The organism is Micromonospora sp. CMU55-4 (assembly GCF_011602315.1).
In the GTDB taxonomy this organism is placed as follows: Bacteria; Actinomycetota; Actinomycetes; order Mycobacteriales; family Micromonosporaceae; genus Micromonospora; species Micromonospora chalcea.
The window spans coordinates 269161-288426 of sequence record NZ_JAAOLH010000007.1; the positions used below are offsets into that span (position 1 = coordinate 269161).

At 73.5% G+C, this 19266-nt stretch carries 15 protein-coding genes and 1 tRNA gene; 2 read left to right on the forward strand and 14 right to left on the reverse strand.

What is annotated here, in order from left to right; genetic code table 11:
* Nucleotides 1-147 precede the first annotated feature (147 nt).
* A tRNA-Asn gene (locus HA073_RS15320) sits at nucleotides 148-220 on the reverse strand.
* Between the two features lie 268 nt (nucleotides 221-488).
* Here HA073_RS15320 and HA073_RS15325 point away from each other — a divergent pair.
* Both HA073_RS15325 and HA073_RS15330 read left to right on the forward strand, forming a co-directional pair.
* A complete protein-coding gene (locus tag HA073_RS15325) occupies nucleotides 489-884 on the forward strand; it encodes a hypothetical protein (protein ID WP_030503967.1) in 396 nt (131 codons plus the stop codon).
* Between the two features lie 96 nt (nucleotides 885-980).
* Nucleotides 981-2165 carry an ROK family transcriptional regulator gene (locus HA073_RS15330; protein WP_166456707.1) on the forward strand — a complete coding sequence of 395 codons (1185 nt, stop codon included), beginning with the start codon at nucleotides 981-983 and terminating at the stop codon, nucleotides 2163-2165.
* Nucleotides 2166-2285: 120 nt separating this feature from the next.
* Here HA073_RS15330 and HA073_RS15335 read toward each other — a convergent pair whose 3' ends face one another.
* The 13 genes from HA073_RS15335 to HA073_RS15395 all read right to left on the reverse strand — a co-directional run bounded on the left by HA073_RS15335 (nucleotide 2286) and on the right by HA073_RS15395 (nucleotide 19249).
* Nucleotides 2286-3293 (reverse strand): sugar phosphate isomerase/epimerase, encoded by a 1008-nt coding sequence (locus HA073_RS15335; protein ID WP_166456708.1) that lies wholly within the window; start codon nucleotides 3291-3293, stop codon nucleotides 2286-2288.
* A 174-nt stretch (nucleotides 3294-3467) separates the two neighbouring features.
* Entirely contained in the window at nucleotides 3468-5564 is a 2097-nt protein-coding gene (locus tag HA073_RS15340) for a ThuA domain-containing protein (RefSeq protein ID WP_166456709.1), read from the reverse strand.
* Between the two features lie 20 nt (nucleotides 5565-5584).
* A complete protein-coding gene (locus HA073_RS15345) occupies nucleotides 5585-8419 on the reverse strand; it encodes an RICIN domain-containing protein (RefSeq protein WP_043329107.1) in 2835 nt (944 codons plus the stop codon).
* A gap of 222 nt (nucleotides 8420-8641) precedes the next feature.
* The gene (locus HA073_RS15350) at nucleotides 8642-9709 is read right to left on the reverse strand and encodes a polyprenyl synthetase family protein (protein ID WP_166456710.1); all 1068 of its coding nucleotides are present in this window, start codon (nucleotides 9707-9709) and stop codon (nucleotides 8642-8644) included.
* Nucleotides 9706-11100 (reverse strand): alkaline phosphatase family protein, encoded by a 1395-nt coding sequence (locus tag HA073_RS15355; RefSeq protein WP_166456711.1) that lies wholly within the window; start codon nucleotides 11098-11100, stop codon nucleotides 9706-9708. Before HA073_RS15355 ends, HA073_RS15350 begins: the two co-directional genes overlap by 4 nt.
* Nucleotides 11101-11158: 58 nt before the next feature.
* Nucleotides 11159-12346 (reverse strand): metabolite traffic protein EboE, encoded by a 1188-nt coding sequence (eboE, locus tag HA073_RS15360; RefSeq protein WP_166456712.1) that lies wholly within the window; start codon nucleotides 12344-12346, stop codon nucleotides 11159-11161.
* Nucleotides 12346-13197 (reverse strand): TatD family hydrolase, encoded by an 852-nt coding sequence (locus tag HA073_RS15365; protein WP_166456713.1) that lies wholly within the window; start codon nucleotides 13195-13197, stop codon nucleotides 12346-12348. Before HA073_RS15365 ends, eboE begins: the two co-directional genes overlap by 1 nt.
* A gap of 1 nt (nucleotide 13198) precedes the next feature.
* On the reverse strand, nucleotides 13199-13804 hold the full coding sequence (locus tag HA073_RS15370; RefSeq protein ID WP_069088872.1) for an EboA domain-containing protein: 606 nt from the start codon (nucleotides 13802-13804) through the stop codon (nucleotides 13199-13201).
* Nucleotides 13805-13838: 34 nt separating this feature from the next.
* Nucleotides 13839-14714: a sugar phosphate isomerase/epimerase gene (locus HA073_RS15375; protein WP_166456714.1), complete on the reverse strand. Its 876-nt coding sequence runs from the start codon at nucleotides 14712-14714 to the stop codon at nucleotides 13839-13841.
* Nucleotides 14711-15619: an SCO3242 family prenyltransferase gene (locus HA073_RS15380; protein WP_166456715.1), complete on the reverse strand. Its 909-nt coding sequence runs from the start codon at nucleotides 15617-15619 to the stop codon at nucleotides 14711-14713. Before HA073_RS15380 ends, HA073_RS15375 begins: the two co-directional genes overlap by 4 nt.
* Complete coding sequence (locus tag HA073_RS15385) at nucleotides 15616-16764, reverse strand: inositol-3-phosphate synthase (protein WP_166456716.1); 1149 nt, start codon at nucleotides 16762-16764, stop codon at nucleotides 15616-15618. The genes HA073_RS15380 and HA073_RS15385 overlap by 4 nt, the downstream gene beginning before the upstream one ends.
* A gap of 206 nt (nucleotides 16765-16970) precedes the next feature.
* Complete coding sequence (locus HA073_RS15390) at nucleotides 16971-18143, reverse strand: Gfo/Idh/MocA family protein (protein ID WP_375336237.1); 1173 nt, start codon at nucleotides 18141-18143, stop codon at nucleotides 16971-16973.
* 53 nt (nucleotides 18144-18196) lie between these two features.
* Nucleotides 18197-19249 (reverse strand): substrate-binding domain-containing protein, encoded by a 1053-nt coding sequence (locus HA073_RS15395; RefSeq protein WP_043329088.1) that lies wholly within the window; start codon nucleotides 19247-19249, stop codon nucleotides 18197-18199.
* Nucleotides 19250-19266 lie beyond the last annotated feature (17 nt).

A 19266-nucleotide genomic window follows, 5' to 3' on the forward strand; every position in this document is an offset into this window, starting at 1 on the left:
ATCGACGCAGCGGGAGTCTAGGTCGACGCCGACCATCCTGCCGGGCGAGTGACGACTCGCGGGCGGAAACCGGGCAGCCGGGACACGCGAGGGGCCGGAACGGGAAACGCCCGCCGGCAGGGCCGACGGGCGTGACGTGGAGCGAAGCTCCCCCGATTGGACTCGAACCAATAACCTGCCGGTTAACAGCCGGCTGCTCTGCCAATTGAGCTACAGGGGACCGTGCACCGCTCGGATCGGATCTCTCCGCTCCGTGCGACGGGGACAAGAGTACAGGACATCGGGGGGTTGTGCGCCAGGGGGTTGCCGGAGGAGGACCGGACCGGCGGACGCGCCAGGATTACGGACAAATCGTCATCTCGGCGCAGGGAGGCATGAGCGGAGAGCAGGATGGGTAGTTAGCCGTCGACAGAGAACGCAGGCGCAAGATGGTCGTTCCGCCGAGCCGGCGGAAATCGGCAAGAGCGTCAGGTACGGAAGGAGCCGCCATGCGCGGAAAGATCATGTTTCTTGGCGGGCTGGCTGCGGGATTCGTCCTGGGCGCCCGTGCCGGCCGGGAGAAGTACGAGGAGCTGGTGGTCCGGGGGCGCAAGGTGCTCGACCACCCGACCGTCCAGGAGGCGGCCGGGGTCGCGCAGGCCCAGGCGACCCGGCTCTACTCCGAGGGCAAGGACAAGCTGGGGCAGACCAAGCTGGGTGAGAAGCTCGCCACCGGCAACGGTGGCAAGCCGGGCATGACCGAGGCCGACAAGCCGTTCGCGGGCACGCCGGCCGCGGTCGGCAGCCGCAGCGCCAACGGCACGGGCTCGACCAGTTCGACCAGCGCGTCCGGCTCGACCACGACCGGCACGAGCACCAAGCCGTCCACCGGCAACACGCTCTGACGCAAGCGGACAGCGGGCCGGTCACCTCCGGGTGACCGGCCCGCTCCCGTGTGCTCGGGCGCCGATGTGGCACATTCTCCGTGGGGAGGTGACCACATGCCGATGGTCGGACCGGAAACGGCGGATCAGGCGCGGCTGCTGCGCCTGCTGCGCGACGACGGCCCGCGGTCCCGGGTCGAGCTGACCGACCTCCTCGGCCTGCCGCGGGCCCGGTTCGCCGCCGAGGTGGACCGGTTGACCGCGCTGGGCCTGGTGGAGAGCGCCGGCCCGGCTGCCTCGCGGGGCGGGCGACGGTCGTCGCTGCTGCGCATCGGCGCGCAGGTCCGGTTCGGCGCGGTGCTCGTCGGCGGCGGCACGCTGCGGGTCGCGCTCACCGACGGCGAGCTGAACCCGCTGGCCCGGCACGACGAGCCGGTGGACGTCCGGCTCGGCCCGGACGTGGTGGTCGGACGCATGGTCGAGCTGCTCGGCAAGCTGCGCGTCGAGGCGGGGCTGACGTCGCTGACCGGCGTCGGTGTCGCGCTGCCCGCGCCGGTCGAGGTCCGCGACGGCACGCCGGTCTCCCCGCCGGCCCTGCCCGGCTGGCACCGCTTCCCGGTACGCGACACGCTCGCCGCCGAGCTGGGCTGCCCGGTGCAGGTCGACAACGACGCCAACGCGATGGCCCTCGGTGAACGGCACGCCGGCACCGGCCGCCCGTTCGACGACTTCCTCGCCGTCAAGCTGGGCGACGCGGTCGGCTGCGGGCTTGTGCTCGCCGGTTCGCTCTACCGGGGCGCGGCCAGCGGGGCCGGCGACATCGGCCACCTCCAGCTCAGCGAGGACGGGCCGCTCTGCGGCTGCGGCAACAACGGGTGCGTCGAGGCGTACTGCGGGGATGCCGCGCTGGTGCGGGAGGCGGTGACGGCCGCGCGGGCCGGGCGCTCGACGGTGCTCGCGGACCGGCTGGCCGCGGCCGGGACGCTGGCGGTGGCCGACGTGGCGGCGGCGGCCACCGAGGGCGACCCGGCGGCGCAGACCATCGTCCGCGACGCCGCCCGCCGGCTCGGGCAGGTGCTGGTCGGGCTGGTCAGCTTCGTCAACCCGGCCATCGTCATCATCGGGGGCGCGCCGGCCGGGATCGGGCCGGTCCTGCTCGCCGAGATCCGGGGCGTGGTCTACCGGCGCTCCACGCCGCTGGCCACCGGCAGCCTGCCGATCGTCCTGTCCGACCTCGGCGACACCGCCGCCCTGATCGGCGCGGCCCACCTGGTCAGCACCCAGACCTACGCCGCCCGCTGACCCCCACCCCCGCCCTCACCTCACCTCACCCCGTCGATCTTGCACTTGCGGCCCTCCCGAAACGGGCATAAGCGGCATCACGTGGGCCGCAAGTGCAAGATCGCGAGCGCAGGAGGAGGGTCAGTCGCGGCTGCTGAAGGCAGCGTCGAAGGCGGCGCTCGGGGCGTCGAAGGCCAGGCGGCGGACGAACTGGAGCGCCTCCGGCGCGCCGACCAGGCGGTCCATGCCGGCGTCCTCCCACTCGACCGAGATCGGGCCGTCGTAGCCGATCGCGTTCAGCGCCCGGAAGCAGTCCTCCCACGGCACGTCACCGTGGCCGGTGGAGACGAAGTCCCAGCCGCGCCGCAGGTCGGCCCAGGGCAGGTGGGAGGAGAGCCGGCCGCGCCGGCCGTCCCCGGTACGGACCTTCGCGTCCTTGCAGTCGACGTGGTAGATCCGTTCGGCGAAGTCGAAGATGAAGTTCACCGGGTCCAGCTCCTGCCAGACGAAATGCGACGGGTCCCAGTTGAGCCCGAACGCCTCCCGGTGCCCGATCGCCTCCAGCGTCCGCTTGGTGGTCCAGTAGTCGTACGCGATCTCGCTGGGGTGCACCTCGTGCGCGAACCGCACGCCCACCTCGTCGAACACGTCCAGGATCGGGTTCCACCTGTCGGCGAAGTCCTGGTAGCCGCGCTCGATCATGGCCGGTGGCACCGGCGGGAACATGGCCACCGTGTGCCAGATGGACGAGCCGGTGAAGCCGACGACGGTGCGTACGCCGAGTTTCGCCGCCGCCCGCGCGGTGTCCTTGATCTCCTCGGCGGCCCGCTGCCGCACCCCTTCCGGCTCGCCGTCGCCCCAGATCCGGGCCGGCAGGATGTCCTGGTGCCGCTCGTCGATCGGGTGGTCGCAGACGGCCTGCCCGACCAGGTGGTTGGAGATGGCGAACACCTGAAGGTTGTGCTTGGCCAGGGTGGCCCGCTTGCGCTCGACGTACGAGTCGTCGGCGAGCGCCTTGTCCACCTCGAAGTGGTCGCCCCAGCAGGCGATCTCCAGTCCGTCGTAGCCCCACTCGGCGGCGAGCCGGCAGACCTCGTCGAACGGAAGGTCGGCCCACTGGCCGGTGAAGAGCGTGATGGGTCGCGCCATTGTCCTTCTCCCCTGTGGTGATGGGGGATTCCGTCGCGGACCGGGGCGAGGACGACCGGAGGCGGCGGCCTGAGGGCACCGGTGGACGCCGGAGCGTCTGCCTCCCGGGCGGGTTGCGCCTCCCGCCGGGTCACCGGCCACCTCGCGGTCGCCGCCTCCACTCTATGGCCTACCTCAGGGCAGGGTCCAGCGCTGGTTCGCCGCGCCCGTGCACGTCCACAGGTGCACCGCCGTGCCGTCGGCCGAGTTGTTGCCGGACACGTCCAGGCACTTGCCCGACGACGGGTTGCGCAGCGTCCCGTCCGCCTGCGCCGACCAGGTCTGCGCGCCGGTGCCGTTGCACGACCACAACTGGATCTTCGTGCCGTTCGCGTTGCCGCCGCCGGAGACGTCCAGGCACTTGCCCAGCGCCTTCACCGGCCCGTTCGGCGTCACCGTCCACGTCTGCGCCGTCGAGCCGTTGCAGGTGTAGAGCTGGATCTGGGTGCCGTCGGCCGACGAGGCGTTCCGCACGTCCAGGCACTTGCCGGCCAGCCCCTTGATCGGGCCGGTGCCACCGCTTGCGGTGCCGCGGACCAGCGTGAAGTCGTCCACGTCGAACAGGCCGGTGCCGCTGCCGGCGAACGTCAGGTGCACGGTCTGCGTACCGGAGGGCACGCCGGTGAGCGCGGTGGACACGTCGGCGAACGTGGTCCAGCTGCCGGTGTTCGGCACCGCCACCTGGCCGAGCAGCGGTCCGGTCGGCGAGCCGGTCCGCACCTGGAGCGTGCCGCCGGGCCCGCCGGAGACCACCCGGGCGCGCAGCGACGTCACACCGGTCAGGTCCAGCCCCGGGTACGCGGCCCAGTCGCCCGGATCCACGTACCCCAGGGTCTGGCCGCCGTTGGCGCCGGCCTTGGGGTACGCGCTGACGCCGCTGGCCGAACCGAACGCCTCGGCCTGGACCGTGGTGTTGCCGGTCGGCGGCGGCGTCCCGCCCAGCTCCTTGATCCGGATGTTGCGGAACGACACGTCGTCGCCGGTGCCGTGGTTCTGGATGCCGACGTGCCCGGCGAGCGACCGCACCGGATCGGTGTTTGTGAAGTCGTTGATGCGTACCCCGTTGAGGAACACCTGCAGCCGTTCCCCTTCGACCAGGATCTCGTAGGTGTTCCACTCCCCCGCCGGGTTCAGCGCCGCGTCCCGGGCCGCCAGGTCGGCGGACTTGAAGCCGTAGATCGCGCCGGTGGTCCGGTCGGCGGCGTCGGTGGGGTCGATCTGGATCTCGTAGCCGTTGTCCACCGCCGAGTTCGGGTCGCTCGACGGCGGGAAGCCGACGAACACGCCCGAGTTGTCGTCACCGGCCAGCCGCCAGTCCAGCTTGAGCGAGTAGTTGGTGAACTGCTTCGCGCTGTACCAGTACAGGCCCATGCCGCCGACCGAGGTGAGCGTGGCGTCGGTGTTGGTGAAGCTGCCCGGCCCGGCCTGCGACCAGCCGGTGGTGCCGCCGTTGTAGAGCGCGGTGTAGCCGGCCTCCGGCCGGCAGTCGGCCTTCGTGCGCCCGGCCGCGTAGCGGATGCCGCCGAGCAGGTGGTTGCGGAACGCCGCGTCGGCGTAGGAGGCCTGGGTGTGGCCGCCGCCGGTGTAGAAGGACCGGCCACCGCTGTACGTCTTGCACCAGGCGTGCGGGTGGTCGCCGCCCATCGAGCCTCCCGAGTACGAGGACTCGTCGAGACTGGCCAGCACGTGCGCGGTGGAGCGGGCGGTGGAGCGGTAGTCGTACCACTCGTCGGTGCGGTTCCACTGCTGCGGCAGGTGCGCGGTGGCCGCGTGCGCCCGGTCCTCCACCTTGACGGTGGCCGGCTGGATGGCCGGGTGGGACGCGAACCACGCGCCGACGAGGTTGCCGTAGAACGGCCAGTCGTACTCGGTGTCGGCGGCTGAGTGCACGCCGACGTACCCGCCCCCGGCGCCGATGTACGCCTCGAACGCCGACTGCTGGGTGGCGTTCAGGACGTCCCCGGTGGTGTTGAGGAAGATCACCGCCTCGAAACGGGCCAGGTTGGCGGTGGTGAACTGGGCGGCGTCCTCGGTCGCGGTGACGGTGAAGTTGTTCGCCGCGCCAAGCTCCCGCACGGCCTGCGTGCCGACCGCGATGGAGTCGTGGCGGAAGCCGGCGGTCTTGGAGAAGACGAGCACGTCGTAGGGGGCGTCGGCGGCGCTCGCCGGGGTGCCGGCGCTGGTGGCGGCCACGGCGGTCACCGCGACCAGCGCGATACGGAGGAGTCTCATCGGCGTTCTTCCTTCCCACCTCACGGCAGCGTCCACTTCTGGTTGGCCGCACCCGTGCAGGTCCACAGGTGCACCGCCGTGCCGTCGGCCGAGTTGTTGCCGGACACGTCCAGGCACTTGCCCGACTGCGGGTTGCGCAGCGTCCCGTCGGCCTGCGCCGACCAGTTCTGCGCGCCGGTGCCGTTGCACGCGTAGAGCTGGATCTTCGTGCCGTCCGCGCTGGCCCCGCCGGACACGTCCAGGCACTTGCCGAGCGCCTTCACCGTGGCGTTCGGCGTCACGGTCCACGACTGCGCCGTCGTGCCGTTGCAGGTGTAGAGCTGGATCTGGGTGCCGTCGGCGGTGGCGGCGTTGCGCACGTCCAGGCACTTGCCGGCCAGGCCCTTCACCGGGCCGGTGCGCACGGCCGACGTGGTGAGCGTGAACGCGTCCAGGTCGTAGAGCGCCCCGGTGCCACCGGCGAACGTCAGATAGAGCGTGGTGGTGCCGGCCGGCGGATTGGCGATCGTGCCGGTGACTGTGGTGAACGTGTCCCAGGCGCCGGTGACCGGGACGGTGGCCGAGCCGAGCACGGCGCCGGTGGCCGAGCCGGCCCGTACCTGGAGCGTGCCGCCGGCCCCGGCGGACGACACCCGGGCGGTGAACCCGGTGGCGTCGGCGAGCAGGTACGGCTGGAACGCGATCCAGTCCCCGTTGTGGATGTCGCCGACGGTCTTGCCGCCCTCCGCGGTGGCCTTGTCGAACGTGTTGATCCCGGACGAGGTCTTGAAGTGCTCGGCCTGCCGGTGCCGGGGCTGGAGCGTGTGCTGGGTGTGCGTGGTGAGGCCGCCGGAGTCGGTGTACTCGGCGTCGAAGACCGCGAAGATGTTCGCCGCGTCGTCGTGCTCACCGTCGACGGGTACGGCGATCGAGCCGGTGCAGCCGGTCGCCGAGGTGATCTGGTGGCCGTGCTGGTCGTGGCCGAGCACGTAGGTCATCTTGACCTTCGTGCAGTCGATGGTGGCGTCCTCCGGGTCGGTGACGGTGATCCGGAACGGCACGGTGTCGCCGAAGGAGAACAGCTTGCCGTTGCCGGGTGTCTCGATGACCACTGTCGGCGCGGTGTTGCCGACGGTGATCGTCACGCTGGCGGTGCCGGTGGCGCCCTGCGGGTCGCGCACCGTGAGCGTGGCGGTGTACCTGCCGTTGGCGGTGTAGGTGTGCGAGGGGTTCGCCGCGGTGGAGGTGCCGCCGTCGCCGAACGTCCAGGCGTACGTGAGCGCGCCGCCCTCCGGGTCGGACGAGCCGGCCGAGGAGAAGGCCACCGCGAGCGGCGCGGCGCCGGAGGTCCGGTCGGCGGCGGCGCGGGCCACCGGGGCGCGGTTGGCGCCGCCCAGGTAGTCGAAGCGGTACAGCGCCGAGTTGGCGTCGCCGTTGAAGTAGCCGGTGCCGTAGTCGAGCACGTAGTACGCCCCGTCCGGGCCGAACGCGGAGTCCATCACCTGCTTGCCGGTCCACGGGAAGCTGTCGATGGTGCCGGGTGAGCCGTCCGCGTTGACGTGGATCGGCTTGATCCAGCCCCGGCCGAACTCGGTGGCGAAGAACTGCCCGTCGAACGACTGCGGGAACTTGGTGGTGGACGGGTTCGCCGCGTCGTACCGGTAGACCGGGCCGCCCATCGGCGACTCGGAGCCGCCGCCGAACTCGGGCGGGCTGCCCGCGTCACCGGCGTAGCGGATCCAGGACGGCTTCGCCGCCGGCAGCGTGGTCAGGCCGGTGTTGCGGAACGAGTTGTTCGTCGGCCCGCCCGTGCAGTTGTACTTCGGTCCGGCGGTGCCGGTGGCGAAGTCCCATTCGGCGTACGTCTCGGCGGCCGTGTTGGTGCCGGTGCAGTACGGCCAGCCGTAATTGCCGGGCCCGGTGACCCGGTTGAACTCGACCTGCCCGGACGGGCCGCGGGCGGTGGTGGTGCCGGCGTCCGGCCCGTAGTCGCCCACGTAGACGATGCCGGTGGCCTTGTCGACGCTGATCCGGAACGGGTTGCGGAAGCCCATCGCGTAGATCTCCGGGCGGGTCCGCGCGGTGCCGGGCGCGAAGAGGTTGCCGGCCGGGATCGAGTACGTGCCGTTGGCGTTCACCTTGATCCGCAGGATCTTGCCCCGCAGGTCGTTGGTGTTGCCGGCGCTGCGCTGCGCGTCGTACCCGGGGTTGCGGTTGGTGCGCTCGTCGATCGGCGCGTATCCGGCCGAGTCGAACGGGTTGGTGTCGTCGCCGGTGGACAGGTAGAGGTTGCCGGCGGCGTCGAAGTCGATGTCACCGCCGACGTGGCAGCACAGCCCCCGGTCGGCCGGTACGTCGAGCACGTCGACCTTGCTGGCCTGGTTGAGCGTGAAGTCGGCGTTGAGCGTGAACCGGGACAGCCGGTTGACGCCCTGCCAGGCGGAGAAGTCGGTGCCGGTGGCGGGCGCGTCGCCGGCGGGGGTGGACAGCGGCGGCGCGTAGTAGAGGTAGATGTGCCGGTTGGAGGCGAAGCCGGGGTCGACACCGACGCCCTGCAGCCCCTCCTCGTCGTGGGTGTAGACCGGCAGCGTGCCGATGACTGTGGTGGCGCCGGCCGCGTCGGTGCGGCGCAGCGTGCCGTTGCGGGCGGTGTGCAGGACCGACCGGTCGGGCAGCACCGCCAGGGACATCGGTTCGCCGGTCTCGGCGACGCCGCGGGCGAGTTCGACCTGCTGGAAGTCGCTCGCCGTGATCGGGTGGGCGGACGCCGGGACGGGCGCCGCGGCCGCTGTGACGGTGCCGGCGGTGGCCGCGAGCAGCAGCGCTGCGGCAGCGGCGAACGGTCGTCGGGCACGGGGGTGGTGGTGGCTGGACATGCTGTGCTGTCCCTTCCTGACGCGCGCAGCCAGGACCGGGCGCGCGTCGCGCCGGATGCCGAGCGGGGGATGCTGCGCCTCGGCGAGGCGGGCGGTACGGGGGCGGATCGCCTCGTCGGGTCAGCTAGGTACTGTGCACGACATTAAAACCTTTCGATCAGCCTGTCCATAGCTTCTGATCGATAGGCTTACACTTTCGCCGCCACGCGACAAAAGTAGGTGTCACTCGCGGCGGTCGACAGCCCGCTCCGCGAGCGCGGCGAGCACCCGCCGGGCCGGCTCCGCGAGCCCCGCCGCGTCCAGCGCGACCACTGCCGCGTCGGCCCGGGTACGGATCATCCGCTCCACCGCCTCCCGGGCGCCGGACTCCTCGACGATGCCCCGCACCTCGGCGGCGCCCGCCTGATCCAGCGCCGGATCGCCGACCAGCTCGCGCAGCCGGGCCACCCCGGCCGGGGAGGCGGACGCCCGGGCCAGCGCCAGCAGCACCGTCGGCTTGCCCTCGCGCAGGTCGTCCAGATTGGACTTTCCGGTCACCGCCGGATCGCCGAAGACGCCGAGGACGTCGTCGCGGAGCTGGAACGCGTCCCCGAGCGGATCGCCGAACCCGGCCAGCGCCGCCACCTCCGCCGGCGTCGCGCCGGCCAGCGCGGCGCCGATCTGCACCGGACGGGTCACCGTGTAACGGGCCGTCTTCAGCCGCACCACGGCGAGCGCGCTCGCCACCGAACCGTCCCCGGCCGCCGCGACCACGTCCAGGTACTCCCCCGCGATCACCTCCGAGCGCATCCGGGCCAGCAGGACCTGCCCGCCGCGCAGCCGCTCGGGCGGCAACCCGCAGCCGTGGAACATCTGCGCCGACCAGGTGGCGCAGAGGTCCCCGCAGAGCACCGCCGCCTGCCGGCCGTACGCCGCCGGGTCGCCGCGCCAGCCGGACCGCTCGTGCAGGTCGGCGAAGAAGCGGTGCAGCGTGGGCGCTCCCCGGCGGCGGTCACTGCGGTCCACGATGTCGTCGTGGATCAGCGCGAACGCGTGGAACAGCTCCAGCGACGCCGCGGCCACCACGATCGGCCGCTCGTCCGGGCCGCCGAAGCCCCGCCAGCCCCAGTAGCAGAACAGCGGTCGCAGCCGCTTCCCACCGGCCAGCACGAACCGGCGCAAAGCGGAGTGAACAGTCCCCGTACCGTCGTCCGGCCGACCCGGCCCTCTCGCGTCCAGGAACGCGGCGAGCTCGGCGTCGAAACGGCCCCGAAGCAGGGCCGGGTCGGTCGGTGCGACGGTCACGGTCATGGTGCCTCCCAGGCCAATCCGGCGAGTTCCAGCAACAACGCCTTCACATCGGTCGCCTCCACCCGGGGCCGGATCGCGGCCGGGTCGGAGCAGAGCAGCACCGGGCCGTCCGCCGGATCGGCCGGCAGGCGCCCGTGCGAACCACGCACCGCCCGCGCCCCGGCGTCCAGCCCGACCACGTTCATCAGATAGCGCAGGCCGAGCTTCTTGCGCGCCAGCGCCACCGCCGCACGACGTTTCGCCGCGCCCGGAGCGGCCGGATCGAAGAACAGCTCGGCCGGGTCGTAGCCCGGCTTACGGTGGATCTCCACCAGCCGCGCGAAGTCGGGTGCCCGCGCGTCGTCCAGCCAGTAGTAGTAGGTGAACCAGGCGTCCGGCTCGGCCACCAGCACCAACTCGCCCGAGCGGGGATGGTCCAGGCCGTACCCGGCCTGCCCGGCGGCGTCCAGCACCTCGGCCACGCCGGGCAGCGCCGCGCAGAGCTTCGCCACCGCCGGCACGTCCGCCGGATCCCGGACGTAGACGTGTGCCACCTGGTGGTCGGCCACCGCGAACGCCCGTGACGTCCACGGGTCGAGGTATTCCATCCCGGCCTGGGTGTAGACCCGCAGCAATCCTTCGGCGCGCAGCAGCCGGTTCACGTCCACCGGGCGGGACACGTCGGTGATGCCGTACTCGGACAACGCCACCACAGTAGCCTCCCGATCACGGGCCGCGTCCAGCAGCGGGCCGAGCACGGTGTCCAGCTCCGCCGCCGCGGCGGCGGCCTCCGGCCCGGACGGACCGAAGCGTTGCAGGTCGTAGTCCAGATGCGGCAGGTAGACAAGGGTCAGGTCGGGGGCGTGGTCGGCGAGGATGCGCTGCGCCGCCCGGCTGATCCACGCCGAGGACGGCAGCCCCGCGCCCGGCCCCCAGTAGCTGAACAGCGGGAACGTGCCGAGCGCGTCGGTGAGCGTGTCCCGCAGCCGCGGCGGGTCGGTCCAGCAGTCCGGCTCCTTGCGCCCGTCGGCGTGGTAGACCGGGCGCGGCGTGACCGTCCAGTCCACGTCCGCGCCCATCGCGTACCACCAGCAGACGTTCGCGACCCGGTAGCCCGGCTCGACGCGGCGGGCCGCCTGCCACACCTTCTCGCCGCCGACCAGCGCGTTGTGCTGCCGCCAGAGCAGCACCTCGCCCAGGTCGCGGAAGTACCAGCCGTTGCCCACCACGCCGTGCCCGGCGGGCAGCTCGCCGGTGAGGAACGTGGACTGCGCCGAGCAGGTCACCGCCGGCAGCACGGTGCCCAGCTCGGCGGCGAACCCGGCGTCGGCCACCGCGCGCAGCCGGGGCATGTGCGCCAGCAGCCGCGGGGTCAGCCCGACCACGTCGAGCACCACCAGCCGCCGGCTCATGCGGTGCCGGCCTTCGTTCGCGACTGCGGGGCTCGCAGGACCGGCTCACTCCTCGCGCTCACGAGGACATCACCGCCGTCGGCGCCAGCCCGAGCGCGGTCAGCTCGTCGCGGGCGAAGGCCAGCTCGGCGGCGATGCCGGCGGCCAGCTCCGCGTCGCCGCGCGGCCGCCGCGCCTCCGGCAGCACCCCCCAGGTGTACGTCTCGACGTCGAGGTGGTCGCAGCCGGCGGCCGGACCGGCGAACAGCGCGGCGAGCGCCTCCCGCAGCACCGGCACCGTGGAGCGCAGCGGCGGTTCGGGCGGGGCGTGCAGCGGCACGTGGTAGTGCACCCGCCAGGCACCGGGCAGCCCCGCGTCGAGCGCGGCGTCGAGGTCGTCGGCCGCGTACGCCGGATCGGCCGGATCGGCGGCGCCGGCGCAACCGGCCGCGCGGGTCTGGTGCAGGAACCTCGGCTCGACGAAGCGGCGCAACGCCGCGCCCGCCCCGGCCGGATCGGGCGCCTCGACGGCGGCGGACACCTGGACCTTCACCACGGGGAGACCGGCGGCACGCAGCCCGGCCAGGGCATCCGCCGGCTGCTCCCAGGCGCACGCCAGGTGTGCGAGGTCCAGGCAGATCCCGAGCCGGTCGGTATCCATGGCTGAGAATACCTCGCGTGCTTGTCCCGTCGACTCCACCAGGCAGCCGGGTTCCGGCTCGAAGCCGACCCGGATCACCCGGCCGGTCTCCCGCTGCACCGCCGCCAGCCCGTCGGCCAGCGCGTCGAGCCGGCGCCGGGCGGTCGCGGCGCGCGCGGTGTCCCACGGCGTACGCCAGGCCAGCGGCAGCGTCGAGACCGACCCGTGGACCGCGTCGTCGGGCAGCAGGTCGGCCAGCACCCGGGCCAGGTCCAGCGTGTACGCCGAGCGCTGCGGCGTGGTCCAGTCCGGGTGGTACACCGCGCCCTTGACCACCGGGGCCTGGAACGCGGCGTACGGGAAGCCGTTGAGCGTGACCACCTCCAGGCCCCGCACGGTCAGCTCGTGACGCAGCCGGCGGCGGGCCGCCGGGTCGGCGGCGAGCGCGGCGGCCACCGGCGCGGCCAGCCAGAGCCCGAGCCCGAGCAGGTCGGCGCCGAGCGCCCGGCGCACCGCTACCGCGTACGTGTCGAGCTGGGCGACGATGCCGGGCAGGTCCTCGGCCGGGTGGACGTTCGTGCAGTAGCCGAGATGGACGGTCGTGCCGTCGGCGTGGCGCAACCGCATCACTCGCCTCCGCGCAGGATCGAGTTGCCGGCGAAGGTGGGGTCGTTCGCCTCCAGGGCGGTCAGGTCGAGCCGGCCGGACTGGCCGTAGAACTCGACCGGGTTGCGCCACAGCACCCGGTCCACGTCGTCGGCGCTGAACCCGGCCAGCTGCATCGCCTCCCCGGTGGCCCGGGTCAGCAGCGGGTCCGACCGCCCCCAGTCGGCGGCCGAGTTGACCAGCATCCGCTCGGTCCCGTACCGCTTCAGCAGCTCGACCATGCGCGGCGGCGACATCTTCGTCTCCGGGTAGATGGAGAAGCCCAGCCAGCAGCCGGTGTCCCGGACCAGCCCCACAGTCACCTCGTTGAGGTGGTCGACGAGCACCCGTTCCGGCGCGATGTCCGACTCGGCGACCACGTCGAGCGTGCGCCGTACGCCGCGTGCCTTGTCCCGGTGCGGCGTGTGCACCAGCGCGGGCAGGTCGTACGCGACGGCCAGGGCGAGCTGCCCGGCCAGCGCGGCGTCCTCGGCCGGCGTCATCGCGTCGTAGCCGATCTCGCCGACGGCCACCACGCCGTCCTTGTCCAGGTAGCGGGGCAGCAGGTCGAGCACCGGGCGGCAGCGCGGGTCGTTCGCCTCCTTCGGGTTCAGCGCCACTGTGGCGTGGTGCCGGATGCCGAACTGCCCGGCCCGGAACGGCTCCCAGCCGATCAGCGAGTCGAAGTAGTCCACGAAGCTGTCCACGCTGGTGCGCGGCTGGCCCAGCCAGAACGCCGGCTCGACCAGCGCGCGGACCCCGGCGGCGGCCATCCGCTCGTAGTCGTCGGTGGTGCGGGACGTCATGTGGATGTGCGGGTCGAAGATGCGCATGTCACGCCTCCGGGGTGGGGATGGTCAGCCGGCGCAGCAGGTCGGCCGCGTCGTCGGGCATGGTCCGGCCGGCGGCGTGCCGCTCGGCGGCGTACGCGGCGAGCATCCGGGCCAGCTCGCCGTCGGCCCGCTCCGGCAGGTCGTCGACCACCGCCAGGGGCACACCGGTGAACACGCACTTGAGCACCGCCTGCCGCCAGGCCGGCTGCTCCAGGTGCCGGGCGTACGGGCCGAGCGCGGCGGCGACCAGCCGGGTGTCGTTTGTGCGGATCGCGTCGTGCAGCAGCGGCACGCACTCCGCGCCGATGGGCAGCAGCGGCAGCGCGCGCAGCACGGCGCGTTTCTCGGCGGCGTCGCCCTGCCGGTAGAGCGTCTCGGCCGCGGCGGCGTGGCCGTTCGGCAGCGTGGTCAGCAGCAGCGCGCGGGCCGCCTCGTCGGCCGTCCAGCCGGGCGGGTCGGGCAGCGGCCCGCGACCGCACCGCCGGGCGGCGGTGGCGAAGAACCGTTCGATCGCCGTGGGTTCGGTCGCGACGCGGCGCAGCGCCGCGTCCAGCCACTGCGGATCGGGTACGCCCCGAAGCGCGGCGCGCAGTCGGTCGGGTGTCATGCCGTCTCCCCTCTGCCGGGTGGAAGGTGGTGGGTCACCGCCCCTCGCCGCGCGAGGCGGCGGCGCGCAGGAAGTCCAGTGAGCGGGCGGCGACGGCCGGTGCCGCGTGCGAGTGCCGGGGCAGCTCCACCGCCACCAGCCCGCGGTAGCCGGCGTCGGCCAGGGCACGCAGCACCGGCGGGAAGTCGATCTCGCCGGCGCCGAACTCCAGGTGCTCGTGCACGCCTCGGCGCATGTCGTCGATCTGCACGTTGACCAGGTGCGCGGCGACCTCGGACACGCACCGCGGCACCGGCAGCGGCTCCAGGCACCGGCAGTGCCCGATGTCGAGCGTGATGCCGAAGCCGGGCGGCGCGCCGAGCGCCTCGCGCAGCCGCCGCCACCCGGCGACGTCCTCGACGAACATGCCCGGCTCCGGTTCGAAGCCCAGCGGCACGCCCGCCTCCGCCGCCTCGGCGCAGACCACCGCGCAGCCCGCTACGAGGCGGTCGGCGGCGACGTCGGGCGGTACGCCGGGCGGGCGTACGCCGGCCCAGAAGGAGACCGCCTCCGCGCCCAGCTCGGCACCGATCCGCACGGCCCGGCGCAGGAACTCCACCCGCCGGGCCGGGTCGTCGTGCAGCAGCGTCGGCGCGTGCTTGTGCCAGGGGTCGAGCAGGTAGCGGGCGCCGGTCTCGACCACCACCGACAGCCCGAGCGCGTCCAGCCGGCGTCGCACGGCGGCCACCCGGCGGATCAGCCCGGGGGCGAACGGGTCCAGGTGGTCGTGGTCGAGGGTGAGCGCGACACCCTGGTAGCCGAGGTCGGCGAGGACCGCCAGCGCGTCGCCGAGGCGGTGGTTGGCGAAGCCGTTGGTGCCGTACCCGAAACGCAGCGCGCCGGGGCCGGAGAGCGGGTCGGCGGCGGTCATGTCGGCGAGATCAGTCGGGCCAGGCGGCGGCCGAGCGGGGCGGCGCCGGCCACGGCGAGGCCGAGCAGCCGGGCCCCGGCGCGGGCGGTGAGCGCGCCCTGCAAGGCGGGCAGCCCGGTGATCCCGGCCCCGACGGCGGCGCGCACCCGGGCCGGTGACGGATCGGCGAGCACCCGGGCCTGCGCCCGGCCGTACCGGACGGCGTACCCGGCCGCGAGCACCGCCGGCACCAGCTCCCCGAGCCGAAGGAAGGGCCCCCTCTTAACGCATCCGGTAGAGGAGGGGGCCCCGCTTAACACGGTGGGCCGGGCCGGGGTGGTGAACGCGATCAGCGCGGTACCGGCCAGCGTGAGGCCCGGCAGACGCCGGTCCGCGCCGGTCACCTCGCGGCGGGACAGCGCGGTCACCGTCCAGGTGTGCGCGGCGACGGTGAGCGCTGCGGGCAGCGCCCGGACCACCCGGCCGCCGGACGCGCCGAGCAGCACATCCAGCCCACGGCACGCGGCCATCACCGCCGGGCCGGCGGCGGTGTTCTTCGCGCGCAGGTCGTACCCCCAGATGGTGGCCGCGAGTGGCAGCGCGACCGCCGCCGCCCGGCGGCCCCCGGCGGCGGTGGCGACCGCGAGTCCGGCGGCGGTGAGGCCGGACGCGACGCCGAGCGCCACGGACGGGCGCACCCGGCCGGACGGGATCGGCCGTTCCGGCCGTTCGACCGCGTCCAGCCGCCGGTCCGCCCAGTCGTTGGCGGCCATCCCGGCCCAGTAGAGCAGCACCGACGCGCCGGCCAGGGCGGGCGTACGGCGGTCCAGCGCCCCGGCCGCGGCGGCGCCGGACAGCACATCCCCGGGTACGGACAGCGCGGCCGGCGCCCGGACCAGCTCGGCCAGGTCGGCCAGGCGGGTCACGGCGTCACCCGGGCGTGCAGGCCGGCGGCGAAGTCCCGCAGCACCGTCCACTGCTCGCCGAGCGCGTGGCCGGTCGCGCCGAGCGGGTCCTTGAAGAAGAACGCCAGTTCGGTCAGCGGGCCGTGGCGGCCGGCGGCGTGCGCGGCGGCGGTGAGCCGGGCCAGGTCCAGCACGAGCGGCGCGGCGAGCGCCGAGTCGCAGCCGTGCCAGGTGAACTCCATCCGCATGCCGGTGCCGAGGAAACCGGCGAACGTGATCAGGTCCCAGGCGGTCTTGAAGTCGCCCAGTTCCTCGACGTACTCGATCCGGGTGTGGCCCTGGGGCAGGTAGCCGAGCGTCTCGGCGAGCACCCGCTGCTTGCTGCCGACCTTGGCGGCGTTGGCGGCCGGGTCGGCGAGCGTGGCGCCGTCGCCGCCGCCGAGCAGGTTCGTGCCGGACCAGGAGCGCACGGCCAGGTGCCGCATCGCGAACATCGGCGCGAGCACCGACTTGAGCAGCGTCTCGCCGGTCTTGCCGTCGTGCCCGGCGTACGGCAGCCCGCGTTCGGCGGCGAGCGCGGCCAGGGCCGGCAGGCGGGCGCCGGTCGACGGGGTGAAGTCCACGTACGGGCAGCCGGCGGTGAACGCCGCGTACGCGTAGGCAGAGCTGGGCGGCAGCACGCCGGCCGGGCCGGTCAGCGCGTCGCGCAGCGTGGCCAGGTCGTGGTGGGCCGGGTGCGGTGCGGGCGCCGGCTCGGTGGCGGCGACGTTCACCACCACCACCCGGTCCAGCCCGTGCCGGGTGCGGAACCCGGTCAGGTCGCGCACCACGGCGGCGATCCGCTCGCCCTGGTCGCCCTCGGCCGGCGCGGGTCGCAGCGCCGCCTCGACGGCGGCCAGGTCCGGCGCGACGGCATCGGCCAGCCGGGCGGGCAGCACCCCGGCGGCGGCGAGCGCCTCGGCGCGTTTGGTCAGCGGGGTGGCGACCACGTCGTGGCCGCCGAAGACGAGATCGGCGAAGCCCGGCAGGGCGGGCCCGCGCAGGCCGGGCAGCTCGGTCACGCATCCGGTCGGCGCGGTGAGCCCGGCCCGCAGGGCCAGCCCGCCGACCACGGCGGTGGTGGCGACCGAGCCGCGCGCACCCACCAGCCACACACCCGTACGCATTCGCGCTACCTCCCCAGGTAAGGCCGGTCCGCCGGTGCGGCCGGGGAATCCCGGTCCGGCCGCACCGGAGGGCCGTGCTGGTCGTGCCGGCGGACACCGGCGGCACGCTCCCCGGAGCCGGCCTCGTCCCCGCCGCGGGGCGCAACCGCGGCGGGCCCTCGCCGGCCGGCGCCGGTGAGTGTCGGGCGGGCCTGGCCCGCCTCGGATCAGGCGGAAGCTTCGGCCAGCGCTGGCTCCACCTCCGTCCAGGCGGCCCGCTCGGCCGAGCGGGTCACCGCGTCGAGCACGAGCTGGACCTGCAGCGCGTCGGCGAACGACGGGGCCGGGTCGGCGCCGGTGGCGACCGCCTCGACGAAGTCGCGCGCCTGGTGGGTGAAGGAGTGCTCGTAGCCGATGATGTGGCCGGGCGGCCACCACGCACCCAGGTACGGGTGGTCCGGCTCGGTCACCAGGATCCGGCTGAAGCCCTGCTCGGCGGCGGGCCGGGTGGCGTCCAGGAACTCCAGCTCGTTGAGGCGTTCCAGGTCGAACACGACGCTGCCACGCGAGCCGTTGATCTCGACGCGCAGGGCGTTCTTGCGGCCGGTGGCGAACCGGGTCGCCTCGTACGTGGCGAGCGCTCCCCCGTCGAGCCGGGCCACGAACACCGCCGCGTCGTCCACCGTCACCTGACCCATGGCGCTGCCGTTGCCGTCGGCCTGCGCGGCCAGGCCGCTCGACCCGGCGACCAGTGGCCGCTGGCGGACGAACGTCTCGGTGAGCGCGCTGACCCCGCTGATGAGCTGACCTGTGACGTACTGGGTCAGGTCGATGATGTGCGCGCCGATGTCGCCGAGCGCGCCGGAGCCCGCCCTGTCCTTCTGCAACCGCCACACCAGCGGGAACTGCGGGTCGACGATCCAGTCCTGGAGGTAGACCGCCCGGACGTGCCGGATCTCGCCGATCCGCCCGTCGGCCACCAGCTGCCGCATCAGGGCGACAGCGGGCACCCGCCGGTAGTTGAAGCCGCACATCGCGCGTACCCCGGACTCGCGGGCCCGGGCCGCGGCCCCGGTCATCTCGCGGGCCTCGGCGACGCTGTTCGCCAGCGGCTTCTCGCACAGCACGTGCTTGCCCGCGGCGAGCGCGGCGAGCGCGATCTCGCGGTGGCTGTCCCCCGGCGTGCAGATGTCGACCACGTCGATCTCGTCGGACTCGACGAGCCGCCGCCAGTCGGTGGTGTAGCCGTCCCAGCCGAGCCGGTCGGCGGCCTCGGCCACCTTCGGCTCGTCCCGGCCGCAGACGAGCGCCATCCGTACCCGGGACGGCAGATCGAACACCCGGTTCACGGTGCGCCACGCCTGGGAGTGCGCGGCGCCCATGAACGCGTAGCCGACCATGCCGACCCGCAGGATGCTGTCGTGACTGGACAAGGTGGGTCTCCCCCCGTGTGTCAGAACCCGAGCTTCAGGTAGTCGCTCGCGTTCTCCTTGGTGATCGTCTCGGAGGCGAGCACGATCTCCTTCGGTACCTGGAGTTCGACCAGGTCGGACATGCCCTTGCCCTGGCCGATCAGGCGGGCCAGGGAGATGGCCGAGGAGGCCATCGACGGGCTGTAGGTGACTGTGGCCTTGAGGACCGTGTTGTCGGCGGCGATGTCCTCCATGGCCTTCTTGGAGCCGGCGCCGCCGACCATGATGAATTCCTTGCGGTTGGCCTGGTTGACCGCCGCGAGCACGCCGATGCCCTGGTCGTCGTCGTGGTTCCAGACCGCGTCGATCTTCGGCAGCGCCTGGAACAGGCCGGTGGCGGCCTGCTGCCCGGAGTCGACTGTGAACTCCGCCGGGCGCCGGTTGGCGACCTTGAACCCGTACGAGGCGAGCGTGTCGGCGAACCCCTTGGACCGTTCCTGGGTCAGCTCCAGCGACTCGATGCCGGGGATCTCGCCGATCACCGGGTTGCTCACGCCCTTGGTCTTGAGCTGCTCGGCGATGTACGTGGCGGCGGCCACCCCCATGCCGTAGTTGTCGCCCTTGATCTGGCACCGGTAGGCGCGCGCGTCCGGGAAGGCCCGGTCCAGGTTCACCACCGGGATGCCGGCCTTCATCGCCTCCAGGCCGAACGCGTTGAGTTCCTTGCCGTCGTGCGGCAGCAGCACGATCACGTCGGGCTTCTGCGAGATCAGCGTGGACAGCGCCGCCCGCTGGGCCGCCGCGTCCGCGCCGGCCTCGACCGACTTCAGCTCCACGTCCTGGTACGCCCCGGCCTGCGCCTTGGCGTTGTTCGTGATGGCGGCGATCCAGCCGTGGTCGGCGGCCGGGGCGGAGAAGCCGATGGTCACCTTCTTGCCCGGCTCGGTGTTGGCGCCGGAACCGGCCGCCTTGGTCTGTGCCTCGGTCGGGCTCTGCTCGTTGCTGGTGCAACCGGCGAGCAGCACCCCGGCGGAGACCGCGGCCCCGCCGAAGAGCAGCCGGCGGCGGGACAGGTCATGGCGCGGTGTTCTCATGACGCCTCCTGGGATGA